Genomic DNA, 18,101 nt, shown 5'->3' with positions numbered 1-18,101 from the left:
AAAAATACTAATCTTTATTTTTAAAAATTTTTTAAAATAGATTTAGAATATTTAAAAATTTCGAGTAATTTTATGGCTGTTACAAATAATAAAAACTATCAAAAAGTTATAGGAAACGTTTTATCTTCTTCTAAAGCTAATAAAGTACTAAAGAGTGTAATTAAGGACTTATCGTCTTCAAAGAGTATAAGCTTAAGAACGATATTACTCGGAGCAAGGTTTGTTTTAACTAATCCTGTAAATACTTATAATCTTGTTAAGCTTGCTAAATCCTCCAATATATATCTTGATCCGGAATTTCAAAAATCACTTCTTGAAAAATCTCCAATATGGGAATTTTTAAAAAAACATTCAGATGATTTGCCTAAAATAGGTCAAATCTTAGCAAAAGCAGGCTTTAGGGAATTTCAAGATAAGAGTGCTTTAGATCAAAAGGGACTCGAAATACTAAAAGAATGTTTTAAAAATGAAAAAGTACTTAAAAAACTTCAAGAAATTGCAGTTGAAGTAAAGCAAGAGCTACCGGACTGGAATAAAGTGGCTTCTAGAAGTTTGGATATGCTGGTTACCGATAAAAACTTCAAAAAATTCTTTAACGAAAAGAGCGAAGATATTACGAATTACATACGTACCGGAGCAACTGCAATACTTCCAAGCGATTATATAAAAACTTTTGATAATATATTACAAAAACCTCAAAGTAAGGATATATATGCAAAAGTTATAAAAATATTTAATGAACATCCTGATTTTAAACAAGAACTAGCTGAAAATATAAATAATACTAATTCTCTAAAAAGATTTAACAAACTATCTCCTGAAAAACAAATAATTATTGAAAGTTTCTTAGCAGAAGCAAAAGAACAAGCTAAACCTTTCTTAAAAGAATATTTTGAAAGCTACAAAATTGATCTTAAAATTTTAGATATTATTCCTACTTTATTAAATAAAATTCCTGAGACAAAAGAGATTTTTGATACTCTTAATGCTCCAAATCAAGGTGTAATGATATCTCTTGAGCAATCCTTAGAAATGGTAGCGGGTGATGATAAATTAAAAAGTTTTTTTGCTAATAATAAAACAATCTTACCAAATATTGCTTTAGGTATTATTGAAAATACTCCTAGCGTACAAAGCATAATAAAAGAATATTATTTTGATAAACAAATGCTTAGTATAGTAGGCGAAGTTATGTCAAAACCGGAAATTGCTCATGAGATTATTGCAGACTTAAATAAAGGCGATTATATGAGTTTAACCGGTAATATAATCTCTGCCCTTAATGATCCTTCATTTAAATTAAAAGATATATTAGTAGAGCAAAGTAAAGAAGGTCTATTTGATAATTTAATTACAGGAGTTTTAGAACAAGATGAAAAAAATAGCCAAACTATAAAACAACAACTTATAAATTATGGTCTGGAAGCGAGTGATGTTACAAAGCTAACTAGCATAATACCTATATTACTTGATAAACCTGAATCATTAAAAAAGGTTTTTCGAGATTTTATTAAAGGTGATTATACGGGAATGGCAAAAGAGTTAATAGCTTTAACTAAAGACAATCCTGAAATTAAAGAATATTTAAACAATAATAGAGAAGTATTTGCAAGTATTTTAGATAAAACTTTAGTGGACATACCCGGTATAAATAACCTTGATAAGAAAGAATTATATAATGTACTTCCATCAATGTTAAACCATCCTGATGAATTAGTTAAAGTTATAGAAGAAGTTGAAAAAAGTAATTATCGTGGGGCCGCTAGTGCTATATATAATCTAGCTCAAAAAACAAATTATTTTGAAGGGCAATTGCCGAATATTATCAAAGCAGGTTTTAGCTATGCTACTGAAAAAGTAAAAGACGTATTTAGTCCATCACAAGATTTTAAAGATAAAACTATAGATGAAATTACTCTTAGAAATAATTTAAATAAAATACAAAATGGAAAATTCAACTTAGAGGGAGCTATATTAGTAGGTAATTTATCTAATATCGACTTCTCAGGCGTATCATTAAAAAATGCAGATTTAACTAAAGTAACCTCTTTAAAAGATTGTAGTTTTAAAAATACTAATTTAACAGGTGCTAAATTACCTGATAATTTAATGCTACTTACTGATACTTACAATCTTGATAAAGCTATCCCTCCTTTAGTACCTGAACTAATTAAAGAACAACAAGCAAAATTAATTGATAAGGCAATTGATAAAGTATTTATACAAATACAAGCTGAAGGAAAAAGAAATTTACTTAGTAAAAAAGAATTTATTCAACAAGTACAAATATTATATGAAGAAAATCAAACGGTTAAAGACTATATTATAGAAAAACTAAATTCACTACCTATGAATATGGTTACTAATCTAGCTACTCCTAAAATAAACCAATATAAACATATTATAAATCATGTAAATTCTCCATTACAAATATTGAACCCTTTATATGAAAATATTGCAAATAAACAAGATATTAAGAGTAACTTATTGGCAAATATTTTAAGTGAACAAATATCACAAAAACTTTTTGATAAAGGTGATAATAGAGGTAAAGATTTTTACATGATTCATCAGATGCTAAAACCTATCGTTTCTGAATATTCTCAAGAAAATCCCGATAATATAAATAATTTTTTAGAGCCGAAAAATCTAGAAAAGTTAGCAAGTAATATTGCCTCTACTTTAAATTCTAAATCTAAATATACTTGGGCAGGCACTATTACCGGTGGAATTTATTTACCAAAAGAAATCTTCAATGAACAGTTAAAAGATAACTTTAAAAATGAGTTTGCAAATATTAATAAATTAAATGTTTTAAAAGAAGCACAAAGTATCGTCTCAAATTTAAATAGTAAGATTAATATTGTAGGATCTAAGACAAATGCACTTTCCATTACTCCTATTTCCAATAATAAAAAGAAAGAAGAAATACATAGATAAACGCATTAATTAGTAAAAAAATTTCTTAATATTTGGGTAAATTCTTCTTGGTTAACATATTCCAATGTGATTTTATCTTGTATCTGATTTGTAAACCAAGTAACTTGTCTTTTAGCATACCTACGGGTCCTAATCATAGCAGCGTTTAAAGCCTCATCTAAAGTAAAATTGCCATCTAAATAAGCTAAAATTTCTTTTATCCCTACTGCTTTTAAATTTGAATAATCTTTAGGAGCAAATTGCTTTTTTATTAAAGCTATTTCGTCAATTGCCCCTTCTTTAAATATCATATCTAAACGCTCATCACATGTTTTATATAAAAATTTTCGCTCAGGGTTTAAGAAAATAATTTTGAAATTAAAATCAGATAAGATTTGTTCTTTTGGCATAGTTTGAAAGGAAAAAATAGATTTACTGGTTTGCATGAATACTTCATAAGCTCTAATTAAACGCTGAGTATCATTTTGGTTTATTTTAAAAGCAGCAAGCGGGTCAAGCTGCTCTAATTTACTCCATAATTCTATATTGCCTATTTTAGCATGTAAGTTTCTTACTTGTTCTCGTAAATCTTCTGATATATCAGGAATATTATTATAGCCAAAAACTAAAGAATTGATATATAAACCCGTTCCACCTATTAATATAGGTAGTTTACCCCTGCCGGTTATTTCTTTTATTTTTTTTGTAGCAAGTTTTAGATATTTTACTACCGAAAAATCTTCCGTAATAGATAAAAAATTATATAAGTGATAAGGTACAGCGTCATTCAGAAAACTTGATACAAGTGAATTTTGCAGGATTCGCCTGTGCTCACGTATTTTTATATGCTGTGCAGGTTGGCCTTTAAATTCATCTTGTCTGAAGCTTTCTGAATTTAGCTGTATTTTTGTGTTATAAATTTGAGGCGGAGAAGCGGTAATAATAGGAATTTCCTTATAAACCTGCATTGAGTCGATGTTTACTATTTCCCCATTATATATTTTAGCCAGTGCATGCCCTAAATAAGACTTCCCACTAGCAGTTGGACCGCATAATATAATTATTTCTTTCTTTATCACTTATTTAAACTATTTCATGTATTCGGTGTCATACCGTGGCTTGACCTTATGTTGTACGAACATTTAGTATGTCATTCTATAGTACCGGACAGTTTTTTGTTCTATGTTATTCCCGCGTGGCATTGTTGCGTGGACCGGTTTTTCCGTCATTGCGAGAAGAATTATTCAGTAATTCGACGAAGCAATCCAGTTAAAAATTCTAATTTACAGAATTTTTTATTATTTTTCTGGATTGCCACGCGGTCTTCGACCGCTCGCAATGACGGGCTGGGTATCCATGCAACAATGCGTTCCTACTTTCGCAGTAATGACATCGTACAATTAAATGATTTCATCAGTATTAGTATTTCCTAAAGTTTCAGTACTATCAACTTTGTAGTTAACAGTATTATCTACCGGTCCACTAAATGTTATTATGCCTAGTTTGTCGTCATAAATAATAGCTGGACCACTAAATAAGCCTGTGTCACTGTAGTCAAGAACTAAACTATTTATACCGTGAGAGATGCTGCTACATCACTGTTAAGTTTAAAAAACAAAAGGATTATTAGTAGGCTCAAGGTCTTCCTTTTTTATTACTAATTGGGCTGTCTTATTGATGACGATAGTATTAATGTATTTGCATCTGTTGCCGTTATTGTAACTAATTTAGTATCAACAGGTAATGTATCGATTAGGTCTGATGGGACTTTTAACATATTATTTTTCCTTATATTAATTTAATGTGAAAAGAATATATAAAATAATATTTAAAAACTCAATAGATAAACTAATTTTTTAATAATTAATTAATAATCCATATTTTTCAAGATATTTATTAATTATAGTTATTATTTCCTCTAGACCATTCTTACTAGCTGATTCAGCCCTTGCAACTATAATAGATTCGGTATTAGAGCTACGCAGCAACCACCATCCATGTTCAGTATTTACCCGTACACCGTCTATATCATTAAACTCTATTTTCTCTTCTAATAATTTTTCTTTAATCTCTTTAATAATTTGTAATTTTAACTCTGAAGAAACAAATATTTTAATTTCCGGTGTACTATAGCTTTTCGGTAAATCTTCTATTATCTCATCTAGAGTTTTACTTGAGCTGCTAAGTAAATCTAAAAATCTAAGAGCTGCATAGATTGCATCATCGAAGCCAAAATATTTATCGGCAAAGAATATATGTCCGCTCATTTCACCGGCAAGTAAAGCTTTTGTCTCAAGCATTTTGCTTTTAATAAATGGATGACCTGTTCGCCATATTATAGGATTTCCGCCGAATGACTTAATTCTATCAATTATAAATTGGCTGGCTTTTACATCGACTATTATAGTAGCATTCGGGTTTTCCTTTAAAATATCCTCAGCAAATATACATAAAATTTGATCACCAAATAATATCTTCCCGCTTGAGCTTACAATGCCTAAGCGATCACCGTCACCGTCGAAAGCTATACCAAGATCACAATTTTGTTCTTTAACTAATTTAATTAGCTCTTGTAAGTTAGCAGGATTCGTAGGATCAGGATGATGACTTGGAAAATTCCCGTCAATTTTACTATTTATGATTATGTTTTCATTAGTTAAACTGCTTTTTAATTCTTCAATAATATTGCCTGTTGCTCCATTACCGCAATCCCAAGTTACTTTTAATTTGGGGCTAATATTTATTCCGTCTAAAATACGCTTTAGATATTTATGCTCTATATTATGTCTATACTCTATGTCATTCCCGCTAGGTATTATTGTCATCCCGCGGCTTGACCGCGGGCTCCAGTCTTGTTTATTTTTTTTTTGGATACCGTGGTCAAGCCACGGTATGGCATTAATCTTTGCTAGTAAATCCTGGATTTGAGGACCAAAAAAAGATTTACCATTTTGTAGTATTTTAAAGCCGTTATCATCACGAGGATTGTGTGATCCCGTGACCATAATACTACCGGCAGGCATAAATTCTTTATCAGCAAAATATAAAACCGGCGTTGGAACTACGCCAATATTTATGATTTTAGCTCCTGCATCAGTTAATCCTAGTTCTAAAGCCTTACAAAGGGTAGGGGAGCTAAGGCGACTGTCTAAACCGATACAGATTTTATCGTTATCTTTCGTTATAGTCATCCCGGCAAAACAAAAGCCGATTTTATAAGCTACTTCTTCCGTTAAATTCTTAAGGTTATTGCCTCTTATATCATAAGCCCTAAAAATTTCTTTGTTAATTTGCATATTGTAAATATTAATATATTGTCATTGCGAAGAGATATTGTGTTGCGTAGACCGGTTTTTTCATCATTGCGAGGAAAAACTATAAGTGTTGACGAAGCAATCCAGTAAAAAATCTGATTTACAGAATTTTTTTATTATTTTTTTTGGATTGCCACGCAGCCTATGGCTGCTCGCAATGACGACTCAGTATCTACGCAACAATGCCATATAGGAATGACATTGGAATCTAGAAATTAAAGCTCTCACCTAAATACACTTCTTTAACTTTCTTGCTGTTTGCTATTTCCTTAGCACTTCCTTCTAATAATACTTTACCTTCAAAAATAACATAAGCATGGTCGACTATATCTAGAGTATCACGTACGTTATGGTCGGTAATTAATATACCTATATTGAACTTACGTAAATAAGTAATTAGATTTTTGATATCGGAAATAGCAAGCGGATCAATACCGGCAAGCGGTTCATCAAGCATGATAAATTTAGGCTCTATTGCAAGTGAACGTGCGATCTCAAGCCTACGTCTTTCACCGCCTGATAAACTAGAGGCAGAAAGATCTTTTAAATGCACTATTGAAAACTTCTCTAACAAATTATGGGTTTTTTGTTCAATTACTTCTTTATCATTTTCAGATATCTCAACTACAGCTTTAATATTATCCTCAACCGATAACCCACGAAATATTGAAGGTTCTTGAAGAAGATAGCCGATTCCAAGCCTTGCTCGTAAATAAATAGGCAAGTTGGTAATATTTATATCATTTAAAAGTAATTGCCCTGAGTCTGGTTTCATTAAACCGATAATAATATTAAAGCAAGTTGTTTTACCGGCTCCGTTCGGACCAAATAAACCGACTATTTCCCCTTGTTTTATATTAAGAGATATATCAGTTAATATATTCCTTTTTTTGTAGGATTTTGATATATTTTTAACTTGTAAGCTGTTCATCTTTTTTATTTGTTAAGATTTTATTGCGTGGATTAATTTTCAACGTCATTGCAAGAAAATTACATAAGTAATTGACGAAGCAATCCAGTTTAAAAATACTAATCTTTAACATTTTTTTAATTATTTTTTGGATTGCCACGCTCCTTGCAGTCGCTCGCAATGACGTACCAACAATAAAGAATGTTATTTATCAACAATATCTACATAATAGATTAGTTTATTAGTTTTTAAAATATTATCGTCACGCTGTAATATTACATTACCAAATAGAATAAGTTGTTTATTATCGAAAAAATATTTAGCACTATCTGCAAGTAATAATTCATTATTTATTTTTCTTTCTACAGTCAATTTAGTAGGGACAACTATATGATCAATAGTTTGCTTTTCATCTATTGTTTTGTAAAAAATGTATAATTCTTTCGTTCTAAGGATCGCATTATCGAAGTAAACAACAACATTTCCAAGATATTCTGCCTTTTGTTTGATTCTATCAATAATTAAAGTATCAGATGTTATATGTAAATTTGAAATATTTTTATCATTAGCATATATTACGGTACTAATTATAAGAAGTAAAACAAGTTTAATAATCCGATAAATCGATGATTGTAGAGACATTGCCTTTAAAAATTATAATATTATTTTCATCCTTCGTATTAAAACTATCCGAAGTAATTGAAGAGTTTTTGTAAAGTAACTTAGCAGGGGAATGACCGGTTATATTCTTATTTACTAAATCAATCCTTACATCGTTAGTGTTAAATATGATCTCATCAAAAAAAAGTTTTACATCGTTTTTTAAATCTAATATGTTTGATTCTTCATCTAAAAAGCCTTCTTTCGCATTGATAATAAGAGTTTGGTCTTGATTTACATTATAAATAGCATTTATTATATCTAGTTTATATTTATTATCCGACTCTTTTATAGCTCGCTCAGTTTTAATCTTATATGCATTTAAATTTTTATTTACTCCTTCAAAAATTAAATCTTTCAATATAATATTATATTTTAAATCAAAATTTTTATTATCTTTTAAACTTTTTTTTGTAATATTAATATCATGTTCTTCATTAATATAACCGCTTTTAATTAATATATATCCTATATACAAAATTCCAATTATTATTAAAAGATATATAGATTTCCAAATTTTTTTTCGCCGTTTATAAGAAGAGGACATAGATTTTAGCTAACTCCTATGCGTAGTAAATCATGAATATGAATCATGCCTATAATAACATTATCATCAACAATCGGTATATTAGTGATATTCTTGGCTTTCATTAAATTTAAAGCCTCTTTTGCAAATATGTCCGATGAGATATGAATAGGGTTTTTGGTCATAATGCTTGATGCTGTTTTTAAGTGAATTTGATCGTTAATATGACGACGTAAATCCCCGTCGGTTATAATTCCTACCAAATTTTGGTTTTTATCCGTGACAAGTGTACAACCTAAACGTTTTTTATTCATAACAATTATAGTTTCAGCAAAGGAAGTATCTTCATATACTAAAGGTATCTCATCACCGCTACGCATTAGGTTTTTAATTTTTGTTAAATTAGCACCGATTGTACCTCCCGGATGATAAATTTTAAAATCATCTTTAGTAAAGCCTCGTTTTTCATGTATAACAGTCATTAAAGCATCACCGAGTGATAACATTATTAAAGATGATATAGTAGGAGCTCCAATTATAGAAGCTTCCGGGTATTCAGGTACTATTAATAAAAAATCGCTTCTTTTAGCTAAAGTGGAATTTTTATTCATTGTCATTACAGCAATTTTTATGGAAGAGTTCTTGCAATATTCAATTACATTAAATAGCTCTTTAGTTTCACCGGAATTAGATAGCATAATTACTAGATCATTTCTCGTCACCATACCTAAATCGCCGTGACTTGCTTCTGCCGGATGTAAATAAAAAGCAGGCATACCGGTTGAAGAAAAGCTAGCAGCTATTTTTCTTGCAATATAACCGCTTTTACCTATACCCGTTAAAATTACCCGTCCTTTAAAAGATAATAAAAATTCTATAATTCTGTTAAAGTCTTCAGGGATATTTTCGGATAATTTTTCTAAAGCACTTGCTTCACTAGAAATAACCCTCTTTGCGATGATGCGGTAATTATTTGTGTTGGTCATTATGTGCTCATTTGTGAAAAAATCGTCATTGCGAGCACACGAAAACGTTGTTACATGGCTCGGAAAACCCGCTCAATGTCATTCCCGCATGGATTGGAAAACGCATTCGGTGTTATACTGTGGCTTGACTACGGTATCCAAAAAATAATCTAAAGTACTAATAATTTTAGTATTTTAAACTGGATCCCGCGATCAAGTCGCGGGATGACAGCAGTAGAATTGATCCACGCAACAATATCTCCTCGCAATGACGTTCTATGTAAAATACTTACGTTCTGTAATTACTTCAGCAGTTTCAGCATTATTATCTTCATTCCAAGCTCGTTTTTTACTAGAATCACGTCGCTCAGGTTCTGAATTTTCCTTAGCATTATTAACATTATTTTTTGGCTTTGGGTTATTTGAAGATTTATCTTTATCGGCATTTTTAATAGTTAATTTTGCTTTGCATTTATTATCAAAACCTATTAGCTTAACTTTTACTATATCGCCTTGTTTTAAAACACTGCTAACCGTTTCTATTCTTTCTTCTGAAATTTCACTAATATGAACAAAGCCGTCTTTATTACCTAAATAATTAATAAAAGCACCGGAATCTAAGACTTTCATTACCGTGCCGTTAAATATTTCACCGATTTCAGGTTCAACAGCAATAGCTTTAATTTTATCTAAGGCGACTTTTAGCTTATCTCTATCTGAAGCATAAACAGAAACGCTGCCGTCATCGCTTATATCTATTTTAGCACCGCTAGTTTCACAAATTTCCTTTATTACTTTACCGCCCGGTCCTATAATATCTCTAATTTTATCCTTATCTATTTTTATAGTAGTAGTAGAAGGAGCATTCTTACTTAGTTCGCTATTTGGTTTACTGATAACTTTATTCATTTGCTCAAGTATATGCAAACGACCGAGTCGTGCTTGCTCTAAAGCTACTTTCATTATTTTAAAATCTACTCCGGATATTTTGATATCCATTTGTAATGCAGTAATCCCTTCGCTAGTTCCTGCAACCTTAAAGTCCATATCACCGAAATAATCCTCATCTCCAAGAATGTCGGATAATACCGCAAATTTTTTGCCTTCCTTAACAAGTCCCATAGCAATACCCGCAACTGGTGCTTTTATCGGTACGCCGGCATACATTAAAGCAAGAGAACTACCGCAAACAGTTGCCATTGAAGAAGAACCGTTAGACTCCGTAGTTTCGGCAACTACTCTAATAGAATAAGGAAATTGTACTTTATTAGGTAATATTGGATTAATAGCACGCCATGCGAGTTTACCGTGTCCGACTTCACGACGACTAGGTGCTTTCATCGGCATTGCTTCATTTACAGAGTAGGGCGGGAAGATATAATTAAGCATAAAACGCTCTTTATACTCACCCTCTAAACTGTCAACTATCTGCTCATCTAAACTAGTACCAAATGTAGTGCTAACTAAGCTTTGCGTTTCGCCTCTAGTAAATAAAGCTGAACCGTGTGCGGAAGGTAATAAACCTATTTCACAAGCAATTTGTCTTATATCCGTAGTACTTCTTCCATCGATACGTCTATTTTTTTCTAAAATCTCGTTACGTACTATATCTGATTCAATAGATTTTAAAGCCGATTCGATTTGATAATTATTATATTTTTTATTTTCTATGTCGCTTACAAAATGTGTAAGAACTTTTTCAGGTATTAAATCTAAATTAGTGCTACGTTCTTGTTTAGATTTAATCGCAAAAGCTTGTTCAATTTCTTTTACAAATAACTTCTCAATTTCTTTCTTTAATGAGGCGGGATATAAATCTTGCATTTCAAGCTTTGTTTTTTTAGCTTCTTCTGCTAGTTCTTTAATTATCTTTACTACCGGCTGGAAGCTTTCAAATCCAAATTTTACGGCTTCTAACATTTGTTCTTCAGAGAGGAAATGAGCTTCCGATTCAACCATCATTACTGAATCTGATGTTCCTGCAACTACTAAATCAAGCTGACTTGTTTTTAATAATTCAAGTGTCGGATTTAAAACAAATTCACCGTTGATTAAACCGACTTTACTTGCAGCAACTATTTCTAGATAAGGAGCAGGGGATAGGCTAAGTGCAGCCGATGCACCGATAATTGCAAGTACATCTACCGGAGTTTCAGGATCATATGAAAGAACACTGCAAATTACATGCGTTTCATTCACAAAAGCCGGATGAAATAACGGTCTAATTGGTCTATCTATTAAACGAGATACTAAAACTTCTCTATCTGATGCTTTTCCCTCACGTTTAAAAAATCCTCCGGGTATCTTACCGGCAGCATATGCCATTTCTCTGTAATTAATTGTTAAAGGAAAAAAACCTATACCCTCTTTTGCTTTGTTAGCTACTACTGCCGTACATAATAAAACGGAATTACCCATTTTTACCATAACTGCCCCGTCAGCCTGTCGTGCTATTTTACCTGTACTAAGCTCAAGAACTTTTCCGTTCCATGTAACACTCTTAGTTATTTCGTTAAACATCTATTTATCTCATTTCATAATTTATATTACATTTCGTCATTGCAAGCAGCCGTAGGCTGCGTGGCAATCTCATGAAATAATAACAAACTCCTGAGGTTGCTTCGTAAATTGCTATGCAATTTCTTCGCAATGACGATTATTTAATTACTTAATCTTTCTAATTCCTAGCTTACTTATTAACTCTAGATATTCACTAATATTATTCTTTTTAATATAGTTAAGTAATCTGCGGCGACGCCCGACTAAAATTAATAATCCACGTCTTGAAGTATGATCTTTATGGTTAGATTTAAAATGCTCGGTTAAATTATTGATTCTTTCAGTTAAGATAGCACATTGCACTGCACTTGAACCTGTATCATTTTCTGTTATAGCATATTCTTTAATTAATTGTTGTTTACGTTCTTGTGTAATCGACATCGATAATTTCTCCTTATTTGATAGATTTCTATGGTGTTAAATTAAATACTCGTAAAGAATTAAAGCAACTCTTGTTTAAGCTACCTATTGCAAGCAAAACGCCTTTATAGCGAACCCATAAAAGATTAACGTCTTTTTCATAATTAAATAAACATTTCTGTCCGTATTTAATTTGCTGTGCTTGGCTGTCAGTTGCATCAAGAACCAGGATGTCGTCCAGTATTGCTTCTATCTTTATGCTTTTTTCCTCTAGGGAATTTTTGGTAATTTCGTCAGGCGATTTAATTCGGATAGCATTTTCTTCTTTCAATATTCCAACCTGAGTACGGCGTAATTCTATCACAAATCCTAAACTTTGCAAGGACAATGCCAAATCTTCTGCTAAAGTCCTTATATAAGTACCTTTTGAGCATTCCGTATAGTATATAGCGGTAGCATTTTTCTCATCAAAATTTAAACATTTTAGATCATAAATAGTTATATTTCGTGGCTTTAATTCTACTTCTTTCCCCTCTCTTGCCAATTTATAAGCTCTTACACCGTTAACTTTAAGAGCTGAAAAAGCCGGCGGTATTTGTGTTACGTTACCGATAAATTTAGAACATACGGCATAAGCCTCTTCTTGAGAAGGGATATAATCTTTCGTTGCTATTACTTTACCGGCATAATCGCCGCTATCTGTTTGTGTTCCGAATTTTACGGTAAAAATATAGGCTTTTCTAGCATCAATTAGTAGCTGTATCAGCTTTGTAGCTTCGCCTACGGCAAGGGGCAATACTCCTTCCGCTTCAACGTCTAAAGCACCGGCATGCCCTATCTTGGTTTTACCGAGTATTTTTTTTACTATACTAACAAGTTTAGCAGAACTTATACCTCTTGGTTTATAAATATTTAACCAATAATTACTCATTTTAATTTGATTGTAACTTGACTTAAATTTAGAAAATCTTTAATATATAATTCTAGCCAATAGCAAGATATAGGTTAGACCAAATAATGACGATTAACCCCAGTAATATAGAAAATTCTTCCTCTACAATCAATAGCCGTCTTTCCAAACTTACCGATTATATCTGGCCTATAAAACGCCATGAAGTTTCTAAATTTTTATTCATCACTTTATTAATGTTCTATATTTTATTTATCCAAAATTTAATCAGAGCTTTAAAAGATAGTATTGTTACTACTATGATCGGTGCCGAGACTATCTCGTTTTTGAAGTTTTGGGGAGTGATGCCGTCAGCTTTCTTAATGACTGCTATATATGTAAAGCTTGTTAATAGGATGAAAGCAGAAAATATATTTTATCTTATTATATCAATGTTCTTAACATTCTTTGCCCTTTTTGCTTACGTTATTTTTCCAAATCATGAAATACTGCATTTAAGCCCTGTAACCGTTCAAAATTTAACGGCAAGTTTACCTAATTTAAAATGGTTTATATTGCTTTTATCAAAATGGAGTTTTTCGCTATTTTATATAATAGCCGAATTATGGCCAAACGTAGTTTTCGCATTACTTTTTTGGCAGTTTGTTAATAACATTACTACAGTGGAAGAATCTAAAAGATTTTATCCGTTATTCGGTTTACTTAGTCAAACAGGTATTTATTTAGCAGGGCAGTTTTTAGAAAATCTAAGTAATATTAATGATTACATAACTAATAAATTTGCATTGCAATCGTCTTTTCATACGCTTTCTATACAAATTATACTAACTATAGTATTAATTTTAGGCATAATAGCTATTAAAACTTTTTGGTTGCTTAATCATAAAGTACTAGATAAAGAGCATATGGCATTACTCAGGTTTAAAGCAAAGAAAAAATCTATGACTATTGCCGAAAGTTTTCAAATGATTCTATCGTCAAGACATATTAGATTAATTGCAACTTTGCTTATCTGCTATGGCATTGCCATTAATTTAGTAGAAGGTCCTTGGAAAGCAGCAGCTACTAAAATTTATAAAACTCCAACCGAATATGCAGCTTTTATAGGAAGTTATTTGAGCTATACCGGAGTATTTACTATTTTATTTGTAGTACTTGGCTCAAATATAGTTAGAAGACTTGGCTGGTTTACGGCAGCTGTTATCACACCTTTAATAGTTTTTACTACTGGTATATTATTTTTTGCCGTTAATAATTTTGAAGGATTTGCCGGCTTAATAATAGCAAATTTTATTCTAACCGATCCTGCTTTAATTGCTATAACAATAGGTGCTATTCAAAATGTGCTTAGTAAATCAAGCAAATATACCTTATTTGATTCAACAAAAGAAATGGCCTATGTTCCTTTAGATCCGGAAATAAAAATAAAAGGTAAAGCTACTGCCGACATGATAGGTACAAAACTCGGTAAATCCGGTAGTGCATTTTTACAATCATTGGTATTTATAATATTACCTTCCGCTAGTTATCAATCTATTTCTATCTGTTTAATGATTATATTTATAATTACTTGCTTAACTTGGCTTTGGGTAACTAAAGAACTCAATAAAGAATATAAAAATTCTATTAAATTTTCTCAATAATAATATTAGTTTTTTCTTGATATTACTAAAATCTCTATATACTATCTTTAACAGTATAACACAAACTACAAATTAATGTGTCATCCCGTGGCTTGACCACGGGATCTCTTATCGCAGACTATTTCCTGAGATACCGCGATCAAGTCGCGGTATGACATTCGGTTTGTGCTAATTAATTTTTGGTTAAATTAGAGGTTTTATGAGTAAAGACGGTAACCCAGATATAAGTGAATTTGATCCTTTAAATAGAGAATTTACAGAAGAAGAAAAACAGCAACAAACGAAACAAGAACAAGAACTTTTTTCTCAAACTACACCGGCGGCAGCTGACGATGGTTTTATGGTTGCATCTTCTGCTCAATCTACCCCTTCAATTAGTGTTTTATCAGGCAATATCTCCCCTGACGGTCAGACATCAGACCCAATAACTAAGGCTGTAAGAGAAACAATTATACAACCGCAACAAGATAATTTAATAGAACAAATATTAAAAGACCTGGCAGTCCTTGCAGACCGCAATTTAGCTGAACAAAAAAGAAAAGAAATAGAAGAGGAAAAAGAAAAAGATAAAACATTAAGTGCTTTTTTCGGTAATCCGGCTAATAGAGAATTTATTGATAGGGCTTTAGAAAATCCTGAACTTAAAAAGAAATTAGAATCAATAGAAATAGCCGGCTATAAAAATGTTCTCTCAACATATAGTGCCGCTAATGGGTATCAGGGTGGATTTAAGACGGTACAGTGGGAACACCAAATAAGTGCAAGCGATCTTAGAGCCACGGTAGTTAAAAATGATGTAGGTGATGAACTTTGTACTTTAAATGAAACAACTGTTAAAACTAAACCTTTTACTGTAGCTAAACAAGACGGTACTCAGATTCAGGTCAGCTCATATAGAGAAATAGATTTTCCTATAAAACTTGATAAAGCCGATGGGTCAATGCATTTATCGATGGTAGCATTAAAAGCTGATGGCACAAAGCCCTCCAAAGATAAAGCAGTATATTTTACCACTCACTACGAAGAAGGACCAAACGGTAAACCATTACTTAAAGAAATAAGCTCACCTCAACCTTTAAAATTTGCCGGAACTGGAGATGATGCAGTAGCTTATATTGAGCATGGAGGAGAAATTTATACACTTGCGGTAACACGCGGTAAATATAAAGAAATGATGAAAGAGGTAGAGTTAAACAAAGGACAAAGTGTTGATTTATCACAAACTATAGCTGAAGATTTAACAAAGGTGCAAGGTCGATCTCAGGAAACACCACAACCAATAATAACTCCAAATCAAGAATTAAAATCATCTATTGAAACGCCTACTGCTACACAAATGCCATCAATTACCCCTGCCAACCAGCCACTGCAACCTGAGACTTCACAAGTGCAGCCGCCGCAACCACAACAAGCTCAATCTTCAGGAATTCCAAATCCAGTGCTTAATGCAGCTATAGCTTTATCAGGCAGCATGCAAGATTTATTAAATTATGTAAATGCAAGTTTAACAAAAGAAACTGACGGCAATAAACAAATTGATTTAATTAAAGAAGCAGCCACAGCAATTCTTAATAATGAAAAAAGTGATATTGCTGAAAAGCAGGCTAATATCATTGCTTTAGCTGAAAATACGGTCAATAATAAAGACCTCACACCGGACGCAAAAGTAGCTGGAGTAAATGCGATATTAGAAACCATAAAAAATGATCAGAATACTCCAGACCTAGAAAAATCGAAAATGCTTAAAGCTACAGTAGCTATAGCTTTAAATTCAGAGAATCTTGAGCCGAAGCAAAAACAGCAGATGTTAGAAAAGGCAGTAGATGTCGGTTTAAGTCTTAAAGATGATGCAAGTAGAGCTGCGGCAATTGACGGTATTACGGATGCTGTAATAAAAAGTAACCTTTCTACTGAAGATAAAGGGACAATACTTATAGCAGTAGATGATAAGGTTAATGCCTCTGAATTAAGCAATGTGGAAAAACAAAAATTATTAGGTTCTATATTAAAGAAAGGTGTAGAAACCCAAGTTCTCAGCCCGGAACAACAACAATTGATGCAACAGAATTTAGATAAGATTACGGCGGAACAAACTAAAAAAGATACAATAAAAAAAGTAAATGATATTTTGTTTGATCCTCTAAGTAATACTGAATTAAAAACAACAAACATACAAGCCATTACGGCTAATGTTTTAGATAGTCCGGCTAAAGTAGAGGTAAAAAGTGAAATAATTGAAGGAATTACTAACACAGTTGCAGGAAGCTCGCTTGAAGCTAAAGACAAAGCAGAGATTGTTAAAGGTGTAGGCAAGACTATAGCTACTCATAGTGACACCTCTTTATCCTTACCAGATAAAGCACTTATTATGGCATCAGCGGAAAAAGGTATTGCAGAAAGTAAGACTGATTTACCTGATAGAGAGCTAATGACTAAAGGGTTAGTAGAAGGTGTTTATGAAAGCAAAACAGATCCTGAAATCACTAAGGAAATGCCTAAGGCAGTTTCTAGCGGGATTAATAATAGTAATATTAATGACTCTGAGAAAGAGGCACTTAAAAAAGCTAAAGATACAGTGAGTGAGGCAGCTTTAGATAGAGAAACTCAAAATTTAAATAAAGATTTACAAGGGCAAAATATAGAAGAAACTCAGCCTCACCATGATATATATAACAAATCCCAAGATGTAACTGATGCATTAAAAAATGTTATTGATCCTGTTTTAGAGGCTCATTCAGAAGAACAAATGGCGAAAAAAACTTCTAGTATATTAAATGATATCTCTAGTTATGTCGAGAGAATAAAAAGTACCTTTCGTGATCCTTTAGATATAGCTAAAGAAAAAAAAAAGGAATCAATAAAAAAAGTAGATGAGCTGGTAAAGGAATTTGGTACTAAATCTTCTACTGAAGAACAGCAAAGTTTCATTAAAGCTAATTTAATTAATGATAAAACTTTATCTAAAGAGGTACGTTTACAAACTATAGATAAGTTATTACAAGAACAAGAGCAAAAACAAGCAGAAGCAGTTGAAAACCCTAGTGTTAAAACGGAAGATGTAAGGGTAGTATCAGGACAGTCTGAATTAAAACCTATAAGTAAAGATGAGCCGGATATTGAAAAAGCTAAAATGGTAGTAGAAAGAGATAGAGTTAATATCAAAGATAATATAAAAATTATGGGAGCATTAATGAATGCAAGAGATAGCATTCAGTCGGAAAATTTAAATAAATCAACACCTATTAAAAGAGAGTCTTCCCCTCTACAACGCTGATCAAGATTTGTATTCTGTATATTATAGGACAAGCGATGTCATTCCCGCGAAAGCGGGAATG

The 18,101-nt window shown here is 31.8% G+C and carries 12 protein-coding genes; 3 read left to right on the top strand and 9 right to left on the bottom strand.

All coding sequences use genetic code 11. The features are described from left to right. Positions 1 to 72: 72 nt before the first annotated feature. Complete coding sequence (locus tag RAS_RS03055) at positions 73 to 2,940, top strand: pentapeptide repeat-containing protein (RefSeq protein WP_147142221.1); 2,868 nt, start codon at positions 73 to 75, stop codon at positions 2,938 to 2,940. A 5-nt stretch (positions 2,941 to 2,945) separates the two neighbouring features. Here the strand turns inward: RAS_RS03055 and miaA are convergent, their stop codons facing one another. From miaA to truB, 9 genes are all read right to left on the bottom strand, one after another. After that, positions 2,946 to 3,998, bottom strand: a complete 1,053-nt coding sequence (miaA, locus tag RAS_RS03050) for a tRNA (adenosine(37)-N6)-dimethylallyltransferase MiaA (protein WP_147142218.1) — start codon at positions 3,996 to 3,998, stop codon at positions 2,946 to 2,948. Between the two features lie 777 nt (positions 3,999 to 4,775). After that, a complete protein-coding gene (locus RAS_RS03040) occupies positions 4,776 to 6,215 on the bottom strand; it encodes a phosphomannomutase/phosphoglucomutase (RefSeq protein WP_147142215.1) in 1,440 nt (479 codons plus the stop codon). 226 nt (positions 6,216 to 6,441) lie between these two features. Next, entirely contained in the window at positions 6,442 to 7,164 is a 723-nt protein-coding gene (lptB, locus tag RAS_RS03035) for an LPS export ABC transporter ATP-binding protein (RefSeq protein WP_147142212.1), read from the bottom strand. Between the two features lie 183 nt (positions 7,165 to 7,347). Further along, on the bottom strand, positions 7,348 to 7,785 hold the full coding sequence (locus RAS_RS03030) for an LptA/OstA family protein (RefSeq protein WP_147142208.1): 438 nt from the start codon (positions 7,783 to 7,785) through the stop codon (positions 7,348 to 7,350). After that, positions 7,751 to 8,350, bottom strand: coding sequence for an LPS export ABC transporter periplasmic protein LptC (lptC, locus tag RAS_RS03025; RefSeq protein ID WP_147142206.1), 600 nt, complete (start codon positions 8,348 to 8,350; stop codon positions 7,751 to 7,753). Before lptC ends, RAS_RS03030 begins: the two co-directional genes overlap by 35 nt. 5 nt (positions 8,351 to 8,355) lie before the next feature. After that, positions 8,356 to 9,315, bottom strand: a complete 960-nt coding sequence (locus tag RAS_RS03020; protein ID WP_147142203.1) for a KpsF/GutQ family sugar-phosphate isomerase — start codon at positions 9,313 to 9,315, stop codon at positions 8,356 to 8,358. 255 nt (positions 9,316 to 9,570) lie between these two features. Beyond that, positions 9,571 to 11,814: a polyribonucleotide nucleotidyltransferase gene (gene pnp, locus RAS_RS03015; protein WP_147142200.1), complete on the bottom strand. Its 2,244-nt coding sequence runs from the start codon at positions 11,812 to 11,814 to the stop codon at positions 9,571 to 9,573. Between the two features lie 144 nt (positions 11,815 to 11,958). Next, positions 11,959 to 12,234, bottom strand: coding sequence for a 30S ribosomal protein S15 (gene rpsO / locus RAS_RS03010; RefSeq protein WP_147142198.1), 276 nt, complete (start codon positions 12,232 to 12,234; stop codon positions 11,959 to 11,961). 28 nt (positions 12,235 to 12,262) lie between these two features. Further along, complete coding sequence (truB, locus tag RAS_RS03005; protein WP_147142192.1) at positions 12,263 to 13,144, bottom strand: tRNA pseudouridine(55) synthase TruB; 882 nt, start codon at positions 13,142 to 13,144, stop codon at positions 12,263 to 12,265. 86 nt (positions 13,145 to 13,230) lie between these two features. On the opposite strand from truB, the gene tlc4 reads away from it, so the two are divergent. Next, entirely contained in the window at positions 13,231 to 14,766 is a 1,536-nt protein-coding gene (gene tlc4, locus RAS_RS03000; protein ID WP_147142190.1) for an NTP/NDP exchange transporter Tlc4, read from the top strand. Positions 14,767 to 14,965: 199 nt separating this feature from the next. Continuing rightward, positions 14,966 to 18,040 carry a Sca4 family spreading effector gene (locus tag RAS_RS02995; protein ID WP_147142187.1) on the top strand — a complete coding sequence of 1,025 codons (3,075 nt, stop codon included), beginning with the start codon at positions 14,966 to 14,968 and terminating at the stop codon, positions 18,038 to 18,040. The last annotated feature ends 61 nt before the right edge of the window (positions 18,041 to 18,101 follow it).

It is taken from the genome of Rickettsia asiatica (assembly GCF_007989425.1).
GTDB classification, from domain to species: Bacteria; Pseudomonadota; Alphaproteobacteria; order Rickettsiales; family Rickettsiaceae; genus Rickettsia; species Rickettsia helvetica.
Note: the sequence above shows the minus strand (reverse complement) of the source record. Positions and strands in the feature narration are given on the sequence as shown.